The sequence below is a fragment of the Baaleninema sp. genome (assembly GCF_049974805.1).
In the GTDB taxonomy this organism is placed as follows: Bacteria; Cyanobacteriota; Cyanobacteriia; order Cyanobacteriales; family Geitlerinemataceae; genus Baaleninema.
In genome coordinates, this window is record NZ_JBNGCO010000049.1 from 15,665 (window position 1) to 33,876 (window position 18,212).

Here is an 18,212-nt window from a genome sequence, read left to right on the forward strand (position 1 = left end):
TCAACGCGATCGCTGGAAAAAGAAGACATTTGGTGTGAGGTGCGATCGCTTTCAGCGTTGATTTTCTCTTAACCCGACCTTTACGCAAGCTGTAACCCGCCTTGGGTATGGTAAAGGCGCGTTTCCTCCCCCAGACCCACCGCTGCGAGGCAAAAAAGCGCCAGCGCGATCGCTTTAGCTTCAAAACTCAGAACTCGCGATCGCCCCACTCTCACCCTTAAAACGGTGGCTCACAACATTGTTCACTCTCTAGGAAAACCCAATATGACTGCAACTCAAACCAAATTTCCCATCGACCTTAACGCCTACAAACCCCTCAAACTCGATCCCACCGTTTCCCAACTCACCGACGACCAACGGGAAACCCTCAAAGCCAACATCCAACTGATTCGGGACGCGATCGTCTTCTTCACCGCCACCGGGGCCGCCCGAGGCGTCGGCGGACATACCGGAGGCCCCTACGACACCGCCCCCGAAGTCGCCATTCTCGACGCCTTCTTCCGAGGCAACCCCAACAAATTCGTCCCCGTCTTCTTCGACGAAGCCGGCCACCGCGTCGCCACCCAATACCTCATGGCCGCCATTTACGGCGAACTCCCGGCCGAACAACTGCTGCGCTACCGCGAAGCCCACTCCAAACTACCAGGACACCCTGAACTCGAACTGACCCCAGGAGTCAAATTCAGTTCCGGTCGATTGGGTCATCTCTGGCCTTACATCAACGGCGTAGCCGCAGCCAACCCCGACCGCGTCGTCTGCTGTCTCGGTTCCGACGGTTCCCAACAAGAAGGGAACGACGCCGAAGCCGCCCGCATGGCCGTCTCCCAAAACCTCAACGTCAAACTCTTCATCGACGATAACGACGTAACCATCGCCGGCCATCCCTCCCATTACCTCAAAGGCTTCAGCGTCGCCAAAACCCTGGCCGGTCACGGACTCACCATCCTCGAAGGAAACGGCGAAGACCTCGACGACCTCTATCGTCGGATGTGCCAAGCCGTCACCACCGACGGTCCCGTGGCCGTCATCAACCAACGCAAAATGGCCACCGGAATCGACGGTATCGAAGGATCGCCCCACGGTCACGACGTCATCCCCGTAGATGCGGCAATTAAATATTTAGACGCCCAAGGACGCAGCGACGCCGCCAACTTCCTCAAACAAATCGAAAAACCCAAAAATCCTTACAGCTACCTGGGTTCGAGTGATGAAGTGGGGTCGAACCGCAACGTTTTCGGCGAAACCGTAGCCTCGATTCTCTCGGACATGGATGCTGAGACGCGCAAAGCTAACGTCCTCTGCATCGACAGCGACTTAGAAGGTTCTTGCGGTTTGAAACAAATTCGCCAAGCCACCCCGGACATTTTCCTCAGCGGTGGCATCATGGAACGGGGGAACTTCTCTGCTGCCGCCGGATTCGGTATGGAAGCAGGCAAACAGGGGATTTTTGCCACCTTCAGCGCCTTTTTGGAAATGTGTATTTCCGAAATCACGATGGCGCGGTTGAACTATTCCAACGTCCTCTGTCATTTCTCCCACTCGGGAATCGACGACATGGCGGACAATACCTGTCACTTCGGCTTGAACAATATGTTTGCCGATAACGGGTTAGACGACGGCCACGATACGAAGCTGTATTTCCCCGCCGACGCCGGACAGATGGCAGCTTGCGTTAAAGCGGTATTCCACGATCCCGGAATGCGCTTTATCTTCTCGACGCGATCGAAAGTTCCCAATATTCTGGATACGGACGGAAACGACTTTTTCGGCGAGGGGTACAGTTTCACCCCCGGTAAAGACGAAGTGATTCGCGAAGGAACTGCTGGATACGTCGTTAGCTTCGGCGATGCGCTCCATCGCGCCCTCGATGCCGTAGAACGCCTCAAACAAGAGGGTATCGACGTCGGCTTGATTAACAAACCGACCTTGAACCGGGTGGACGAAGATGCGATCGCCAAAATCGGCGCCTCGCCGTTCGTGTTGGTGGTGGAAGCCTTCAACCGTCGCACCGGCCTCGGAAGCCGTTTCGGAAGCTGGTTGCTCGAACGGGGTTTGACGCCGAAATTCGCCCATCTCGGCACCTACCGAGAAGGTTGCGGTGGCCTGTGGGAACAGTATCCCCATCAAGGTATCGACCCCGATAGCATTATGGCAAAGGTGAAAGAACTCGTCGGATAGGAAAGACGAGGTGATGAGGAGGTGAGTACATTGGCGGTGCGTGAGGATCGATCGATACCAAAATTTAACGAATCGATCGCCCGCAAACCGCTGAAATAGGGTACGATCGAATTAACCCCTTTCAACCCCCCTCTTCCGCCAGGGACGTTTCGTTCCTGGCTCTTTTGCGCGTTAATCTCGACCTGTGAAATTTCTCGAACTCGTTCTGCAAAACTTCGGACCTTATATCGGACGCCAGACTATCGATCTCAGTCCGAAGGACGATGGCGAACTGGCCCCCATCGTTCTGTTCGGTGGTATGAACGGCGGCGGGAAAACCACCTTGATGGACGCTATTCGCTTGGCGCTCTACGGCCATCGCGCTCAGTGTTCCACGCGGGGCAATCTCAGTTATGGGGATTTTCTAACTCAGTGTGTCAACCGTCGCACGCCTGCGGGGGAAACGACCCGTCTAGAATTGCTGTTCGAGCATATTATCGACGATCGCCCGGTCAAATATCGCATCGTCCGCACCTGGACGGCCAACCCCAAGGACGGAAAGGATAGTTTAGGCATTATCGATCGCGAGTGGCCTGACCCGGCGTTGGCGGAAACTTGGGACGAGTATATTGAAAATTTGCTGCCCTTGGGCATTTCTAACCTGTTTCTCTTCGACGGCGAACAGGTGAAGGAACTGGCGGAGTTGGACGCGCCGCCGCCGTTGGTGACGAGCGCCATTCAATCGCTGTTGGGGTTGGAACTGGCGGAACGGTTGGCGGTGGATTTGGAAATTTTGGTCAACCGCAAGCGCAAGGAGCTTGCAGACGCGGCAGAACGGGAGGCGTTGGAGGAAATCGAGCAGCGTTTGGAACGCTGTCAGCAGGAGTTCGACGCGCTGGATGCGGAATTGAAGGCGAAGACGAAAGAACTCGATCGCGCCATGCGGTTAGAACGAGACGCGACGGAAACCTTTCGCGCCGAAGGGGGAAAAATCGCGGGGGAACGCAGTCGCCTCGAAGAGAAATTGGACGAACAACGCCGTGAAGTCGAACAGCAGCGCGATCGCCTGCGGGAGTGGGTCTCGGGAACGCTCCCGTTGCTGATGGTGCGTCCGTTGTTGGAGGCGGCGCAACGTCAGGGAGAAGCCGAACGACAGTTTAAGATCGATCGCTTGCTGCGATCGACCTTGCTAGAACGGGACGCGCGGTTACTGGAACAGTTGGAACTGTTGAAGTTTCCGAAAACGAAACTGGCGAAAATCCAGGCGTTTTTGCAACAGGAAACGCCGCAACTCGACAAAGATATGGAATTGTGGCTCGATCTCGACGATCGCCAACGGGAACGGTTGCACAGAATCCTCGAAGGTCTCGAGACCTGCCAAACTGAGGCGGAGGCGGTGCGGGAACGGTTGCGCCAGTTGCAAGAGAAGGTCGATCGAACCGAACAGCAAATCGCTGTCGCCGCGCCGCCGGAGGAGTACAACCGCCTCTTCGACAATATGAACTTGGCTAAGGAAGAACGCCAGCGGTTAGAGGTGGCGGTGGAAGTGACGCGCCGCCAACGCCAGCAGTGCGAGGATAAGCTGTTGAAAACACGGCGAGAACTGAAAAATTACGGGGAAGAACATATCGATCGCCACAATGTCGATCGCATTATTCAAATGTCGAAGCGAGTCCAGGGAACTTTGACGCAGTTCCGCCACCAGTTGACCCTCCGCAAACTCAATAAGTTAGAAATTGAGGTGACGGAGTGTTTTCGCTACCTGCTGCACAAGTCGAATTTGGTGCATCGGGTCGTGGTGGATGCAGAGGATTTTACCTTGTCTCTGTTCGATCGCACCGGACAATCGGTTCCCAAACATCGCTTGTCCGCTGGCGAAAAGCAACTGCTGGCGATCGCCTTTTTGTGGGGGTTGGCGCGGGTTTCCGAACGTCAGCTTCCGGTGGCGATCGATACGCCGTTGGGACGCTTGGATTCCTCCCACCGTCAAAACCTCATCGAACGGTATTTCCCCGCCGCCAGCCAACAGGTCATTTTGCTCTCGACGGATACGGAAATTCGCGAGGCGGAGGTACAGCAGTTGCGAGACCGCGACGCCATCGCTCGGGAATATTTACTCGAATACAACCCCAAGAAAGAGCAGACGATCGTGAAGCCGGGTTATTTTTGGTAGCGATCGCCTCGATCTCGAGCCGCTCGATCGACGACCCAACCTCCGGCATCTTCCCAAGATGGCGTCTCGTTTTTTTTGACAATAATCTTCAATTGAATCCCTAATTTCCAGCCCTAGAAACTGACCCGAACCGCCGTCAAACCAAGCTCTCGTCGGTGGTTCCGAGGAAAGCTTATAGCTATCAATTTGCATTAAGGGGCAATTGTTGACACTAAGCGATTCTGACGATTACTATGATCTTTAGGGCATATTTTTTAAGAAAAAATACACGATGTATAGCTACAATAGCGAAGCGTTCAAAGCAGAATTAAATCAACTCGGCTTGCGCCTGACACCCCAGCGGGAAACAATTTTGAGAGTTTTTCAAGAACTGCCCAAAGGCGAACACCTCAGTGCCGAAGACCTCTATCAATGCCTGCAAGAAAAAGAGACGAAGAAAAAAATCAGTCTTTCCACGATCTATCGATCGCTCAAATTAATGACCCATTTGGGGCTGTTGCGGGAACTGGAATTAGCCGAAGGACACAAACACTACGAACTGAACCAGCCCCAGCCCTACCATCACCATCATTTAGTCTGTGTCAAATGTAACAAGACTATCGAATTTAAAAGCGACTCCGTTCTCAAAATCGGCATCAAAACCACCAACAAAGAAGGCTTTCATTTACTCGATTGCCAGTTAACGATTCACGGTGTTTGTCTCGAAGCCATGAAGCGAGGATGGCCGTCGGGTATCCCTGAAGATTGGACTTGTCCGAGAGCCTTGAGTTAATGCCCAAAGAGTTAACAATAAGACGCCAACTTTGCAAATTGCCCTGCTTCGGGCAAAATCGAAGAAATCTTTAAAGGCGTAACACCTTAAAGGCGATCGCGAAATATCGCTCCGAACGCGAGGAACGAACGCTCTTCCTTTCGCTTTACGGACGATCGCCCGAACGCGATCGTCTGTCGTCCATCGCGACCTCTTAACCGATCCTATGAAACATCGTTGGCTCTTATTTTTCCTACTGCTGGCCGTTCCCACGGCTGCCCTCGCCCAAGCTGAAGCCGCTGCAACCGAGGGAGGATTTCTCGATCGCATCGATGCGATTTTCGCCAGTCTCGTCAACGACTGGATGGCACCAGTACTCTTCTTCAGCATCGGCGGCATTCCCCTCATCGTCCTGTGGCTAGTCCTGGGGGCGCTCTTCTTCACGGTTCGCATGAATTTCATCAACATTCGAGCCTTCAAACACGCCTGGTTCGTCGTAGCCGGTCACTACGACGACCCCGAGGAAGAAGGAGAACTGACCCACTTTCAAGCCCTTTCCGCCGCCCTCTCCGCCACCGTCGGACTGGGGAACATTGCCGGAGTTGCCGTCGCCATCCAAGTAGGCGGTCCGGGTGCCGTCGTGTGGATGACCCTCGCCGGACTCTCCGGCATGACCAGTAAGTTCGTCGAATGCACCTTGGCGCAAAAGTACCGCGTCGTGAACGCAGACGGCCATGTTTCCGGCGGTCCCATGTACTACCTCTCTCGGGGACTGGCCGAGCGCAACCTCGCCCCCTTGGGCAACGTTTTGGCGGTTCTGTTCTCAATTCTCTGTCTCGGCGGTTCCTTGGGTGGGGGCAATATGTTCCAAGCCAACCAATCCTTTGCCGCGATTTCGACGCTGATTCCGATTCCTAGCTGGGTTTTCGGGTTAATTTTGGCCTTTCTCATCGCCTTGGTCATCATCGGCGGTATCCGACGCATCGGGTCGGTCGCTTCAGCCCTGGTTCCCTCGATGTGCGTCATTTACGTTCTTGCCGCCCTGTGGATTTTGTTGACGAATCTCGGAGAAATTCCCAACGCCGTCGCCACGATTTTCAGCGGTGCCTTTACCCCGAAAGCCATCGAAGGGGGCTTTATCGGGGTCTTCGTTCAGGGGGTGCGTCGGGCCCTGTTTTCCAACGAAGCGGGGATGGGGTCGGCGGCGATCGCTCACGCCGCCGCCCGTACTGACGAACCGGTACGCGAGGGCATCGTGGCGTTACTCGAACCCTTTATCGATACGGTGATCGTTTGCAACATGACCGCGTTGGTGGTGGTGATTACGGGGGTCTACCAGGATACAAACCTTCAGGGTGTGGAGTTGACGACCGAAGCCTTTGCCAGCGTTATCGGGTGGTTTCCCATTATTCTCTCGATCGCCGTGTTTCTGTTCGCCTTTTCCACGATGATTTCTTGGAGTTACTACGGCGAGAGAGCCTGGACTTATTTATTCGGCCAGCGGCAAATGCAAGTCTATCGTGCGATCTTCGTTGTCTGCGTCTTTATCGGGTCGGTGGTGAATTTGGGTTCGGTCATCGATTTTACCGATATGGTCTTCCTGACGATGGCGTTTCCCAATATGTTGGGGGGATTTATCATGTCCAACAGCGTCGCGAAGGATCTCAACGACTATTTCGATCGACTTCGCAGCGGTCAGATGCCCGTTTATAAATAAACTCGTTTTTGATGGGAATGGGTTTGTCTGAATCCATTACCCACAACGGCGGCCGCTGAGGTCGCCGTTTCGTTTCGAGGCGTGCAAGCGAACCGGAAGTTCCAACCTCAACGTCGTACCTCGACCGTATTGAGACTCGAAGGACAGGGTTCCACCGTGTTTTTCCACCACTGTTTGATAGGTCGTCGAGAGACCTAACCCCGTTCCCTGACCGACGGGTTTCGTGGTAAAGAAGGGATCGCATGCCCGCGATCGCACCTTTTCCGTCATGCCGATGCCGTTATCGCAAATCTCTACGGCCACGCGATCGCCCAAATGCTGCGTTCGCACCCGTAACTGCGGCGTATACTCCGGGTCGTTGAGACGGTGTTCCCGTTCCCGCATGGCGTCGATGGCGTTTTCCAACGTATTGGCGAACACCTGGTTCAACTGTCCCGCGTAACATTCGACTAACGGTAACAGGTTGTAATCTTTTTCCAAACAGACCGTTTTCGCTTTGCCGCTGGCTTTCAAGCGATGTTGCAACAACAGCAACGCACTTTCGAGGCCGTCGTGAAGATCGACTTCTTTACATTGAGCTTCGTCGAGGCGGGAAAACTGCCGCAACGATTGCACGATTTTATGAATCCGCTGCGTTCCCGCGTTCATCGACGCCAGCAACTTCGGAATATCGCCGACGATGAAATCCAAGTCGATTTCGTCGACGAGTTGCCAAATTTCCGGGTTGGGATTGGGATAGTGCTGTTGGTATAGCTGAATCAACCGGACTAAATCCTGCACGTACAACCGTGCGTGTTCGAGATTACCGTGGATGAACCCCACGGGATTGTTGATTTCATGGGCGACCCCGGCCACCAACTGCCCCAATCCCGACATTTTTTCGGTTTGGATGAGTTGCGCTTGCGTCGTTTGCAGTTCCCGTAGGGTCTTGGCTAGTTCGCTGGCTTGTTGTTGTAAGCGTTCTCTCGATTCCCGCAGGGCTTCTTCGGTACCGCGACGGATGTAAATTTCCTCGCGAAGCCGCGCGTTGGCTTCCGTTAGTTCTGCCGTGCGCTCTTCGATGCGTTGTTCTAAGTTGTCGTAAGCCTGTTGCAGGGCTTCTTCTTGTTCTTTTTTGGCAGTGATATCCCGCGTGATGGTGGCGTAGCCGAGAAGCTGGCCGTCTTCGTCCCGCAAGGCCGAGATGGCCACGTGAGCCCAAAATTGCGAGCCGTCTTTTCGCAGGCGCCAGTTTTCAAACTCGAACCGTCCCGCCGTCGCCGCAAAGGCCAGGATTTTGGCGGGGCTGTGGCGCTCTCGACTGCTTTCGGGGAAAAATACGTCGAGGGGTTCGCCGATAATTTCGTCAGCTCGCCAGCCGTTGATACGTTCGGCGCCGGCGTTCCAACTGATGACCCGCCCCTGTTTGTCGAGCATATAAATGGCGTAGTCCTTCACCCCGTCCACCAGCAGGCGGAAGTGTTCTTCGAGGGTGTTGAACTGGGCCAGGGTGGCGTGGTGGACGCCAACGCTACAGCCGGGACGTTCGCCGAGGTCGCCGACGTTGGCGTAAATCGTTCCCCCTATCTCGTCGAAGTTGGCTTCCCAGGACAGCCATTTATACCGGCCGTTGCGGCAGCGATAGCGATTTTTAAAGGAAACTTTCTCGGCTTTGAGGATGATGAGTTCGTGGATTTTTTCCAGGGTTTGGGGAATGTCGTCTGGGTGAACCCATTCCATCCAAGGTCGAGATTGCAGTTCTTGGCGAGTATAGCCCAGGGCATTCGTCCAAGCGGCTGTCAGTTGTTTGAAGTGGCTGTCCGGGCTGATGGCACACATCATGTCTCGGGACAGCGCGAAGAATTTATCCAAGTTAACGCGCTGAAGGGGCGGGGGTTGTGATACCCGAATTGAGGGGGGTTTTGACTGGCTACGCTGCCGTTTTGACAGGCGCGGCTCGATCCCCGGCGTGTGAATTAAATCTTCCATATGTAAAGAAATCTAAATTAAAAATGATTTTTTATTAAGTTCTATTTTAGCTTATTGTAGCTGACTCTTTGCCAACGGCAAAATTTTACATTGTCAATCAGTATCTTAAGAAAATATTAAATGCTTTCGGAATCCAGGGGATCGATCGCAGCGTTTTACTCAATTTTCGTTGGAGAAATCTGCCGTCGATCGCGATCCCCGTCACGCCCAAACATCAGGAGGAGCGGCGGCTAACTCGGCTTTGAGAAAATCGACGAACTGTCGCGCTGTCCGTCCGGAACGTCCGTTGTGTTGGGTCGCCCATTGCAACGCCCGGGCGTCGAGTTCTTCTAAGGAAATCTGAAGTTTTTCCCGTCCGGCGAGATGGCGCACGATTTCGAGATAGCGGTCTTGGCTGGCGCTTTCAAAGGTCAAGTGCAGCCCGAAGCGATCGCTAAAGGAGAGTTTTTCCTGTACGGTATCCCAAGCGTGAACTTCTCCGGCGTCGCGAGGTTTCGGGCGGTCTTCAAAAAATTCTCGGACTAAGTGGCGGCGGTTGGAGGTGGCGTAAACCACCACGTTAGACGCCCGCGCCGTCACGCTTCCTTCTAACACCACTTTTAAGGCTTTAAAGGCTTCGTCGTCTTCTTCAAAGGACAAATCGTCTACAAATACGATAAATTTCTGAGGCACTTTCCGAAGCTGTTCGACAATATCGGGTAAATCCCGCAATTGAGATTTGGACACTTCCACTAAACGCAAATTACGATCGACCAATTCGTTGGCCACCGCCTTCACTAACGACGATTTCCCCGAACCCCGACAGCCATACAGCAAAACCTGCAGCGTCGGATATCCTGCCAACAGGGTTTTCGCGTTGTCCAACAACGCCGCTTTTTGGCGATCGTATCCCGCCAAATCCGACAAACGCACCGGGTCGGGGTGAGAAATCCCTCGTAAGCCGCCTGCGGTCCAGCGCAGCGCCCGATATTGGGCGAACAAGCCGCATCCGTGGCGGCGGTGGTATTGAGCCAGTTGCGGGAGGGCGTCGGGCCAAGAATCAAACTCGTGCAGTGAGACGGGATGGGAGGCGACGGTATCGGGAACGGCCACGGGGGCTTTTTCGGCTTTGGCGACTAAGCGCACCCAATGGCTGAGGGTATCGCCGCCGCAGTCGTAGAGATGTTGTAAGGCTTGTAAGTCCTGTTGGGCGGCGGCGATGAGGGTGGGGGAAAGTTGGTCGAGAGGTTGCTTTTGGACGCGCCGGGAGAAGGGGTTATCGTCGAGAAGAATGCGATCGATCAGGTAATCTTGCCAGCTTTTCCCGGCTGAGACTAAAGCCCGAAACCAAGCGCCGTAAGCGGAGAGACAGGCGGCGGGTTTGTCGTAGTGATAGAGGGCGTCCAGTAGCGTCAGAAACGCCGTTCCAATGTCGTCGGTTAACACCGATCGATACAGCAGCAAGGACGCTGCTTGATGTTGCAAAAATCGAATCGAAGTGGTGTTCATGGTCGGGGAAACTGTTGCGGCGGTCTCGATCGATCCTGTCCTCGCGTTCGATCGAGAACCTGAGAGGTTGACTGTATTGTACGGCCGGGGGGATTTTTGGTGAAGCACCCCAGAGAAAGCGTTTTGAGTCTAGTGATGGGAGACGCCGACAGCCGAGAAATCAGCGGGGATAATTTTGAAGGCGGTCGATCGTTTTTTTTTGAAAGTTCTGTTTTTCTTGCGATCGCGAGTTAAAATATCGAAAACCCACTCCAATATCGAAGCCAATTTCGGGTTTTTTAACGCGAGTCTGACCGACCCACATGATACCGATCGAACTGACGCTACAAAATTTCTTTAGCTATCGCGACGCGACTTTGGATTTTCGCGGATTGCACACGGCTTGTATTTGTGGCGAAAACGGCGCGGGAAAATCGTCGCTTCTCGAAGCCATGGCCTGGTCGGTATGGGGAAAAAGTCGGGCGGGAACTGAAGACGATACGATTCGCGTCGGGGAAAAGGAAGTGCGGGTGGCGTTCACGTTTCAATGTCAAAATCAGGTGTTTCGGGTCGAACGCCGTCGCCGTCGCGGACAGTCCAGCGCCTTGGAGTTTCAATTGGAGACGCCGCAAGGCTTTCGCCCGATTACGGCCAAGGGCGTGCGGGCGACGCAGCAGAAAATCCTCGATACCATTAAACTCGATTATGATACGTTTGTGTGTTCGGCGTATTTGCGTCAGGGACATGCGGACGAGTTTATGATGAAAAAGCCGCGAGAGCGCAAGCAGGTTTTAGCGAATTTACTGAAACTCGATCGATACGACCAATTGGCGGAAAAAGCTAAGGATATTTCTAAACACGCGAAGGGTCAACAGGAGGTTCTCGAACAAAGTTTGGCGAGTTTGGAGGTGCAACTTCACGCCGAAGAAGCTATTAGCCGAGATCTCTCGACGACGGAAAGGGACATCGCTCGCTTGCAACAGCAGCAAGAGGAGGCGACGCGACGGTTGCAGGATTTGCAACAGCAACAAACGCAACGTCAAACCCTCGAACAGCAGTTAAATTGGTACGGCCAGCAATTCGAGAGTTTGACGCGGGAAGTGGAACGAAAGCAGATCGATCGCGATCGCCTGCAACGCCGGGAGGCGGAACTGTCGCAATTGCTCGATCGCGCGGAGGAGATTCAAGGGGGATACGCTCGATATCAGGCGTTACGGGCGCAAGACGACGCCTATACGGAAAAATTCGCTCAACATCAAGACGCCAGCCAGCGACGGGAAGGGGTACGACAGGAACGCGATCGCGCTCTGGCGACGTTGCAACAGCAACAACAACAACTCGCTGCAAGGTTAGAAAGTTTGGAGCAAACGGAACGGGAGGTTCGACAAACCTTAAGCCGAGAAGCGGATGTGGAAGCCGGGGTGCGAGAGCTGAACCAAGCGAAAGCCACTCTCAATGAATTGGAACGCCGACACGCGGAAGCTGCACCGTTGATGCAGCGCCAGGTACAGCTTCGAGGGGAGTTCGATCGCGCCCGCGCCAATCTCGAAGCCCGTCTCGAACAATTGCAACGACAACAGGAACGGTTGCAACAGCGCCAAAGCCAACGACCGGAGTTAGAAAAATCTTTAATGGAGGTGGGCAGTCGTATCGAAGAGTTAGAAAAAGTCAGAGTATATCAACAGCGGGTGGAGGAGAAAGGCCTGGAACGGAAAAGTTTCCTCGAACGGTTGCACGCCCACCAGCGGGATTACGAATCCCAGTTGTCAGAAATGGATCGTAAAATCGAGATGTTGCAGGTTCCCGACGCTCTCTGTCCCCTGTGCGATCGACCCCTGGACGAGCATCACTGGGAACTGGTTTCGCAAAAACACCGCGAGCAACATCAAGAGATCGTACATCAAGTTTGGGTGGTGAAAGAGCAAATCGCCATTTCCGAGCGGGAAATTCAGGTATTGCGGCAAGAATACCGGGATTTAAAACATCAATTGAGCGAATACGATGCGTTGCGGGAACGACGGGGACAGCTTCAGGCGCAACTCTCGGCCAGCGAAGAGGAATGGGAAACCCTACAACAGGCGATGGCCGAACGCACTGAAATCGCCCGAGTGTTGGAGTCGGGGAACTTTGCAGAAGAGACGCGCCGGGAACTGGAGGAGATCGATCGCACTCTCACGGAACTCAACTACGATGAAAAAGCACTGGCCTTAGCCCGAGGAACGGTCGATCGCTTGCGCTGGGCGGACATCCAACAAGCCCAGATGCAGCAAGCGCGGCGACAACTGCAAGGACTCGAAGAACAACGGCCGCAATTGCAAGCCCAACTTCAGAGAGTACGAGAAGAAACCGTCGAGTTGCAAACCGAATCTGACTTAGCGCGGGAACTGGCGGATCTCGATCGCTATATAAATAAGGTAGCCTACGACCTAGAGGCCCACAACACCGTCCGTTCCCAATTGCGGGAGGCTCAAGCATGGCTCTCGCAAATGGAGACGTTGAAAACCGCCCAGCAGGAAACGCCGCGACTGCAACAACAACGACGGGAACTCGAAGAGAATTTAGCTGAGCGTTTGCAAGAACGGACGCAACTGGAAACCCAGTTACAGGAGGCGAAAGAACGCTTGGAGACGACGCCGGACGTTTCGGCGGACATCGCCAGTTTACAGGGAGAAATTCAAGAGCGTCGATCGACCCTCAACGAGTATCTCTCCCAACTGGGACGGTTGCAGCAACAACAGCAACATTTAGCCGACCTTCGCGAACAGATCGATCGACAACAGGAACAACTCGACGCCGCCCGTCGCCAACAGTGGGTCTACAAAGAATTATCGCAAGCCTTCGGGAAAAACGGCATTCAAGCCCTCACCATCGAAACCGTCCTTCCGCAACTCGAAGCCGAAACCAACCGCCTGCTGTCGAGACTGAGTGCGAACCAGCTTCACGTGCAGTTCGTCACGCAAAAAGCCAGCAAAAGCAGCAAGAAAAACGTCAAACTCATCGAAACCCTAGAAATTTTCATCGCCGACGCCCGAGGGACACGCCCTTACGAAACCTATTCCGGCGGGGAAGCCTTCCGCATCGACTTCGCCATTCGCTTGGCGTTAGCGAAATTACTGGCGCAGCGTTCCGGGGCGGCGTTACAGATGCTCGTAGTTGACGAAGGCTTCGGGACCCAAGACGATCGCGGCTGCGAACGGTTGATTTCGGCCATCGAAGCCATCGCCCCCGATTTCGCCTGTATTTTAGCCGTCACCCACATTCCCCACCTCAAAGAAGCCTTCCAAACCCGCATCGAAGTCCAGAAAACCGCCTCCGGTTCCGAGTTGCGGGTGTCGGTGTGATGAGGTGACGAGGTGATGAGGTGATGAGATGATGAGATGATGAGATGATGAGGTGATGAGGTGATGAGGTGATGAGGTGATGAGGTGATGAGGTGATGAGATGCAGAAAAGTCCTGAAACCCTTGATTTAAGAGTTGGTTCAAAAATCTCAGATCGGTAAATGGCTGCCGGAGATCTGGCTCGAACTTAAATACATATTTAATGTATTTTGTCAATCCCCAATCTCGAAAAGTTTTCTGCATTACTGAGGGGGATGAGGTGCGGTGCGTGACCGATTCACACCCGAGTTTTCAGGTCAGGCACCCTATGGAAACTGTTCCCTGTTCCCTGAAAATGACCCTAGATGCGATTTTCGTTCCGCAAGGTGTGGAATATCAGACGGTAAAGCGGGAATTCGATCGATCGCCTTCCCGAAACCAGACTTTAGGAAAATCTCCGTTAATCGTAGCGATTCCGGTGGGAATCGACCCAGTACGGCAGTTTTTAAGAACCTGGAAATCGCAACATCCCCAGGTGTCGCGGGTGTTGCTAATGGGATTGGCGGGGAGTTTGTCACCGCAGTGGACGCCGGGAACGGCGACACTTTGTCACGAGTGCGTTACCGTCGAGGGAACTGCGGTGACAAGTGAAGCAAACTGGATAAATTCGCTATCTTTAGAATTGCCGGAGGTTCGCGCCTGTACCGTTGAAAAAGCGGTAGTGCGGGCGGAGGACAAACGCCAACTGTACCGAACCACCCAGGCGGATATCGTAGAGATGGAAGGACTGGCAGTGTTCGAGGCGTTTTCCGAAGCGGCGATGGTGCGAGTTGTCAGCGACGGGAGCGATCGCGACATTCCCGACTTGTCCGAAGCGATCGACCCTAGCGGACGCTTGAAACCGCTGGCGTTGAGCCTTGCGTTTGTGCGTCAACCGAGGGCGGCGTTCCATCTGATTCGCGGTTCGATGGCAGGATTGCAAAGTTTAAAACAAATAACTCGGCAAATGGTGGCCAAGATCGCGCGATCGCACGAGACATAAAGTGAGAAGATTAAACATCGAACGGGTGCAATCGGTACGAGAAAAGGGGTTAAACCCCTACCCTCCCCCACCAATTTTCAAGTATTCGCCCCTAAATTTTAAAGCGTTGAAATATGACTGCCGATCCGTCCTTTAACTCAATTTCGGCTCGCGATCTAAGCCATCGTCGCCGCCATCTGCGGCGTCAGCGGGGATGGAAACGGCTGCGAGGAAGTCTGCGGTTGTTGGCGGTGTCTGCCCTAGCCGGAAGCGTGGTGTGGGGCGTGACGCGCCCCGACTGGACGATTGACGACGCCGATCGCGTTCGCATCGAAGGCAATCAGTGGTTGTCCGAGGAGGTGATTCGGACGGCGCTCCCCATCGACTACCCCGAACCCCTGCTGCATCTCGATCCCCAGCATATCGCCGACGTACTCGAAGCCAGCACCCCCATCGCCGAAGCCCAAGTGCGGCGAGAACTGATTCCGCCGCGTTTGGTGGTACGAGTGCGAGAACGGCGTCCCGTGGCGGTGGCGTATTTAGTCGAACCCAATACCGGAACGGCACGTCCGGGCGATCGCGTGGGGTTGCTGGATGCCGATGGCTTCTGGATGCCCATTGAAAACTACGACATTCTCAACCGATTGACGCTGCCCTCGTTGCGCGTTTGGGGATCGAGCGATCGCTACCGCAACGACTGGGCGACGGTCTACCGTGCCTTAGAACAGTCTCCGGTGGACATCAGCGAAATCGACTGGCGCGATCCCACCAATATTATTGTAACCACGCGAGAACTGGGAACCGTTCACTTCGGACCGTTCGACGATCGCTTTGGCGATCGCCTCGAGGCGCTCGATCGCCTGCGAAATTTACCCGAAACCGTCGATATCAGTCAAATCGCCTATATCGACCTGCGGAATCCCGACAAACCCCTCTTACAACTGATGCGATCGAACCGAGGGCAAGAATCCCTGGAATTGCCCTGAGAATGGGAGTTTCGAGACTCATTCGCGGGAGGTTTGAGACGACTTGCCACTTGTTGCTATGATGAGGTATCTTCCGGTCGAGACGGCAGTTTCCCCGATCTGTTCGATCGATATCTGTGGAGAAAGAGCGACGGTTCGCTCTCGCCAACACACAAGGTCTAAAATTCTGCCGTCAAACGCTCGATCGGGCGAAACGAGCCGTTCGGAATGTTAAACTTCAAACGGATTGACACACGGGAGATCGCACTGAAAAACGGTTGTCTTACCGTTTCTCATCAGAGCCAACCGGGTTGTCGATGTGTCTCGATCGCCTTCGCTATTTCCGAATTCGATCGCCATCGCGTCAGCATCCGGAACGTTTTACCTGATAGTTGACATTCAGTTGCCAAATCTCGACCCTTCTTGTTCACCGATTTCGCTCGATTCCAATGACCCCAAACAGTCAACTCGCGCTGTCACACTCCAATCCCCCATCAGAAGGTTCGGCAAACTTTCCCGTCGCCGCAGACAACACGAATCCTTTTGGCAACGCGGGGTTGTACGGAGATCGAACGGACGAACGCCGCACCCCCGACGAGGAATCCGCCTTCGGGAATATTCTGCCGAGTAGTGTGGCGAAAATTAAAGTGATCGGCGTCGGTGGCGGCGGCGGAAACGCCGTCAACCGCATGATCGCCGCAGAAATGTCCAATATCGAATTTTGGGCGGTGAACACCGATGCCCAGTCCCTCGTCAGTTCCGCTGCACCCCGACGCCTGCAAATCGGGCAGAAACTCACGCGCGGTTTGGGGGCAGGCGGAAACCCCGCCATCGGCCAAAAAGCCGCCGAAGAATGCCGAGACGAACTGATGGCCGCCCTCGAAGGTTCGGATTTGGTGTTTATCACCGCCGGAATGGGGGGCGGAACGGGAACCGGTGCCGCGCCGATCGTCGCGGAAATGGCCAAGGAAGCCGGGGCGTTGACGGTGGGTATCGTCACGCGACCCTTTATGTTTGAAGGACGCCGACGCTCCGAACAAGCCAAACAGGGTATCGAAGCCTTACAAAGCCGGGTGGATACCCTCATCGTCATTCCCAACGACAAGCTATTGGCGGTGATTCCCGAACAAACCCCAGTACAAGAAGCCTTCCGCTACGCCGACGAGATTCTTCGCCAAGGGGTTCAAGGGATTTCCGACATTATTACTATCCCCGGTTTGGTGAACGTGGACTTCGCCGATATTCGCGCCGTTATGGCCGATGCGGGTTCGGCCATGATGGGAATCGGTCAGGGATCGGGCAAGTCCCGCGCCCGAGAAGCCGCTTCGGCCGCTATTTCCTCGCCGTTGCTAGAAGCCTCCATCGAAGGGGCGAAAGGGGTGGTGTTCAACATCACGGGCGGAACGGATATGACCTTGCACGAAGTCACCGCCGCCGCCGAGACAATTTACGAGGTGGTCGATCCCAATGCCAACATTATTTTTGGGGCGGTTCTCGACGATCGAATGCAGGGCGAGGTGAAGATGACGGTCATCGCCACCGGATTTTCCGCCGAAGTGCAAGACACCATCGGAGGCCGTGCGGCACAAGCGCAGCCGCCAAGACGGGACTTTACGCAACCCCAGACCCCCGCCCCCGCTCCCGCCCCGGAACCGCAATCCCCGCAACCCCGTTTCGGGATTCCTGGCGGTTTGGATATTCCCGAGTTTTTACAACGCCGTCGGAATCGGGAATAGGTTGCTGTTACGCTGTCTTTTGGGATAATGACCTTCGATCGCGTCCCCGTCGCGCTCACCATCGCGGGTTCGGACAGTGGGGGCGGCGCGGGAATTCAAGCGGATTTACGGACTTTCGCCTTTCACGCCGTTCACGGAACCAGCGCCCTCACCTGCGTGACGGCTCAGAATACCCTCGGCGTCGATCAGGTGGAGGCGTTACCGCCCGACGCGGTATTAGCACAAATTGATGCCGTTGTCAAGGATATGGGCGTGGATGGGGCGAAAACGGGAATGTTATTAAACGCGGACATTATGTCGGCGGTCGCGGAGGCGATCGAACAGTTCGGGATCGATCGCCTCGTCGTCGATCCGGTCATGGTGTCGCGGACAGGAGCGCAACTCATCGACGACCGAGCGATCGCCACCCTGATCGATCGCATAATTCCCCAAGCGGCAATTCTCACCCCCAACCGCTACGAAGCCCAAATTCTCGCCCAACAAGCGGTCAACAGCCTCGACGACATGAAAACCGCCGCCGAACGCATTCACCGACTCGGACCTCGGGCAGTTCTGATTAAAGGCGGCGGAATGCAAGGAGAATTACGAGGTCTCGATGTATGGTTCGACGGCGACCAACTCGAAATCCTGCAAACCGAAACCGTCGAAACCCCGCATACCCACGGAACAGGTTGCACCCTCTCCGCCGGAACCGCCGCCAACCTCGCCCTCGGGAAACCGCCGTTAACCGCCGTGCGCGACGCCAAAACCTACCTCACTCGCGCCTTGCATCACGCCCTCGCCATCGGAGGCGGTCAAGGGCCCGTTTGTCATTTTTTCCCGTTACGAGAACGGGATTGAAATCGTTTACGGTAAACGTAGGGAGTCGCAAGCGTGATTTCCCTGACCGAAAATAATGGGATTCAAGCCCCGTCCTTCTAGGACGGCTTTCTCTGAAT

Annotated in this window: 11 protein-coding genes; 9 read left to right on the forward strand and 2 right to left on the reverse strand. The window is 54.7% G+C overall.

The window, feature by feature from the left end; translation table 11 throughout:
* Positions 1-264 precede the first annotated feature (264 nt).
* From ACP5D4_RS11245 to ACP5D4_RS11260, 4 genes are all read left to right on the forward strand, one after another.
* Positions 265-2,178, forward strand: coding sequence for a transketolase C-terminal domain-containing protein (locus tag ACP5D4_RS11245; RefSeq protein WP_428011721.1), 1,914 nt, complete (start codon positions 265-267; stop codon positions 2,176-2,178).
* A gap of 184 nt (positions 2,179-2,362) precedes the next feature.
* Positions 2,363-4,330, forward strand: coding sequence for a DNA sulfur modification protein DndD (gene dndD, locus ACP5D4_RS11250; protein WP_428011722.1), 1,968 nt, complete (start codon positions 2,363-2,365; stop codon positions 4,328-4,330).
* 271 nt (positions 4,331-4,601) lie between these two features.
* A complete protein-coding gene (locus ACP5D4_RS11255; RefSeq protein ID WP_428011723.1) occupies positions 4,602-5,102 on the forward strand; it encodes a Fur family transcriptional regulator in 501 nt (166 codons plus the stop codon).
* A gap of 205 nt (positions 5,103-5,307) precedes the next feature.
* The gene (locus ACP5D4_RS11260; protein WP_428011724.1) at positions 5,308-6,798 is read left to right on the forward strand and encodes an alanine/glycine:cation symporter family protein; all 1,491 of its coding nucleotides are present in this window, start codon (positions 5,308-5,310) and stop codon (positions 6,796-6,798) included.
* Positions 6,799-6,834: 36 nt separating this feature from the next.
* Here ACP5D4_RS11260 and ACP5D4_RS11265 read toward each other — a convergent pair whose 3' ends face one another.
* The gene (locus tag ACP5D4_RS11265; RefSeq protein ID WP_428011725.1) at positions 6,835-8,649 is read right to left on the reverse strand and encodes a PAS domain-containing sensor histidine kinase; all 1,815 of its coding nucleotides are present in this window, start codon (positions 8,647-8,649) and stop codon (positions 6,835-6,837) included.
* 318 nt (positions 8,650-8,967) lie between these two features.
* On the reverse strand, positions 8,968-10,254 hold the full coding sequence (locus ACP5D4_RS11270) for an ATP-binding protein (RefSeq protein WP_428011726.1): 1,287 nt from the start codon (positions 10,252-10,254) through the stop codon (positions 8,968-8,970).
* Between the two features lie 302 nt (positions 10,255-10,556).
* On the opposite strand from ACP5D4_RS11270, the gene sbcC reads away from it, so the two are divergent.
* The 5 genes from sbcC to thiD all read left to right on the forward strand — a co-directional run bounded on the left by sbcC (position 10,557) and on the right by thiD (position 18,114).
* Positions 10,557-13,574 carry an exonuclease subunit SbcC gene (sbcC, locus tag ACP5D4_RS11275; protein WP_428011727.1) on the forward strand — a complete coding sequence of 1,006 codons (3,018 nt, stop codon included), beginning with the start codon at positions 10,557-10,559 and terminating at the stop codon, positions 13,572-13,574.
* A 306-nt stretch (positions 13,575-13,880) separates the two neighbouring features.
* Positions 13,881-14,594, forward strand: coding sequence for a hypothetical protein (locus ACP5D4_RS11280; protein WP_428011728.1), 714 nt, complete (start codon positions 13,881-13,883; stop codon positions 14,592-14,594).
* A 113-nt stretch (positions 14,595-14,707) separates the two neighbouring features.
* Entirely contained in the window at positions 14,708-15,559 is an 852-nt protein-coding gene (locus tag ACP5D4_RS11285; protein ID WP_428011729.1) for a cell division protein FtsQ/DivIB, read from the forward strand.
* A gap of 428 nt (positions 15,560-15,987) precedes the next feature.
* Positions 15,988-17,274, forward strand: coding sequence for a cell division protein FtsZ (ftsZ, locus tag ACP5D4_RS11290; protein WP_428011730.1), 1,287 nt, complete (start codon positions 15,988-15,990; stop codon positions 17,272-17,274).
* A 27-nt stretch (positions 17,275-17,301) separates the two neighbouring features.
* Positions 17,302-18,114, forward strand: a complete 813-nt coding sequence (gene thiD, locus ACP5D4_RS11295) for a bifunctional hydroxymethylpyrimidine kinase/phosphomethylpyrimidine kinase (protein WP_428011731.1) — start codon at positions 17,302-17,304, stop codon at positions 18,112-18,114.
* Positions 18,115-18,212 lie beyond the last annotated feature (98 nt).

Bases quoted from the DNA above. Each gene is read 5' to 3' on its own strand.
- ACP5D4_RS11245 (WP_428011721.1), top strand. From the start codon at position 265: ATGACTGCAACTCAAACCAAATTTCCCATCGACCTTAACGCCTACAAA.
- ACP5D4_RS11255 (WP_428011723.1), top strand. From the start codon at position 4,602: ATGTATAGCTACAATAGCGAAGCGTTCAAAGCAGAATTAAATCAACTC.
- ACP5D4_RS11260 (WP_428011724.1), top strand. From the start codon at position 5,308: ATGAAACATCGTTGGCTCTTATTTTTCCTACTGCTGGCCGTTCCCACG.
- ACP5D4_RS11270 (WP_428011726.1), bottom strand. From the start codon at position 10,254: ATGAACACCACTTCGATTCGATTTTTGCAACATCAAGCAGCGTCCTTG.
- sbcC (WP_428011727.1), top strand. From the start codon at position 10,557: ATGATACCGATCGAACTGACGCTACAAAATTTCTTTAGCTATCGCGAC.
- ACP5D4_RS11280 (WP_428011728.1), top strand. From the start codon at position 13,881: ATGGAAACTGTTCCCTGTTCCCTGAAAATGACCCTAGATGCGATTTTC.
- ACP5D4_RS11285 (WP_428011729.1), top strand. From the start codon at position 14,708: ATGACTGCCGATCCGTCCTTTAACTCAATTTCGGCTCGCGATCTAAGC.
- ftsZ (WP_428011730.1), top strand. From the start codon at position 15,988: ATGACCCCAAACAGTCAACTCGCGCTGTCACACTCCAATCCCCCATCA.
- thiD (WP_428011731.1), top strand. From the start codon at position 17,302: ATGACCTTCGATCGCGTCCCCGTCGCGCTCACCATCGCGGGTTCGGAC.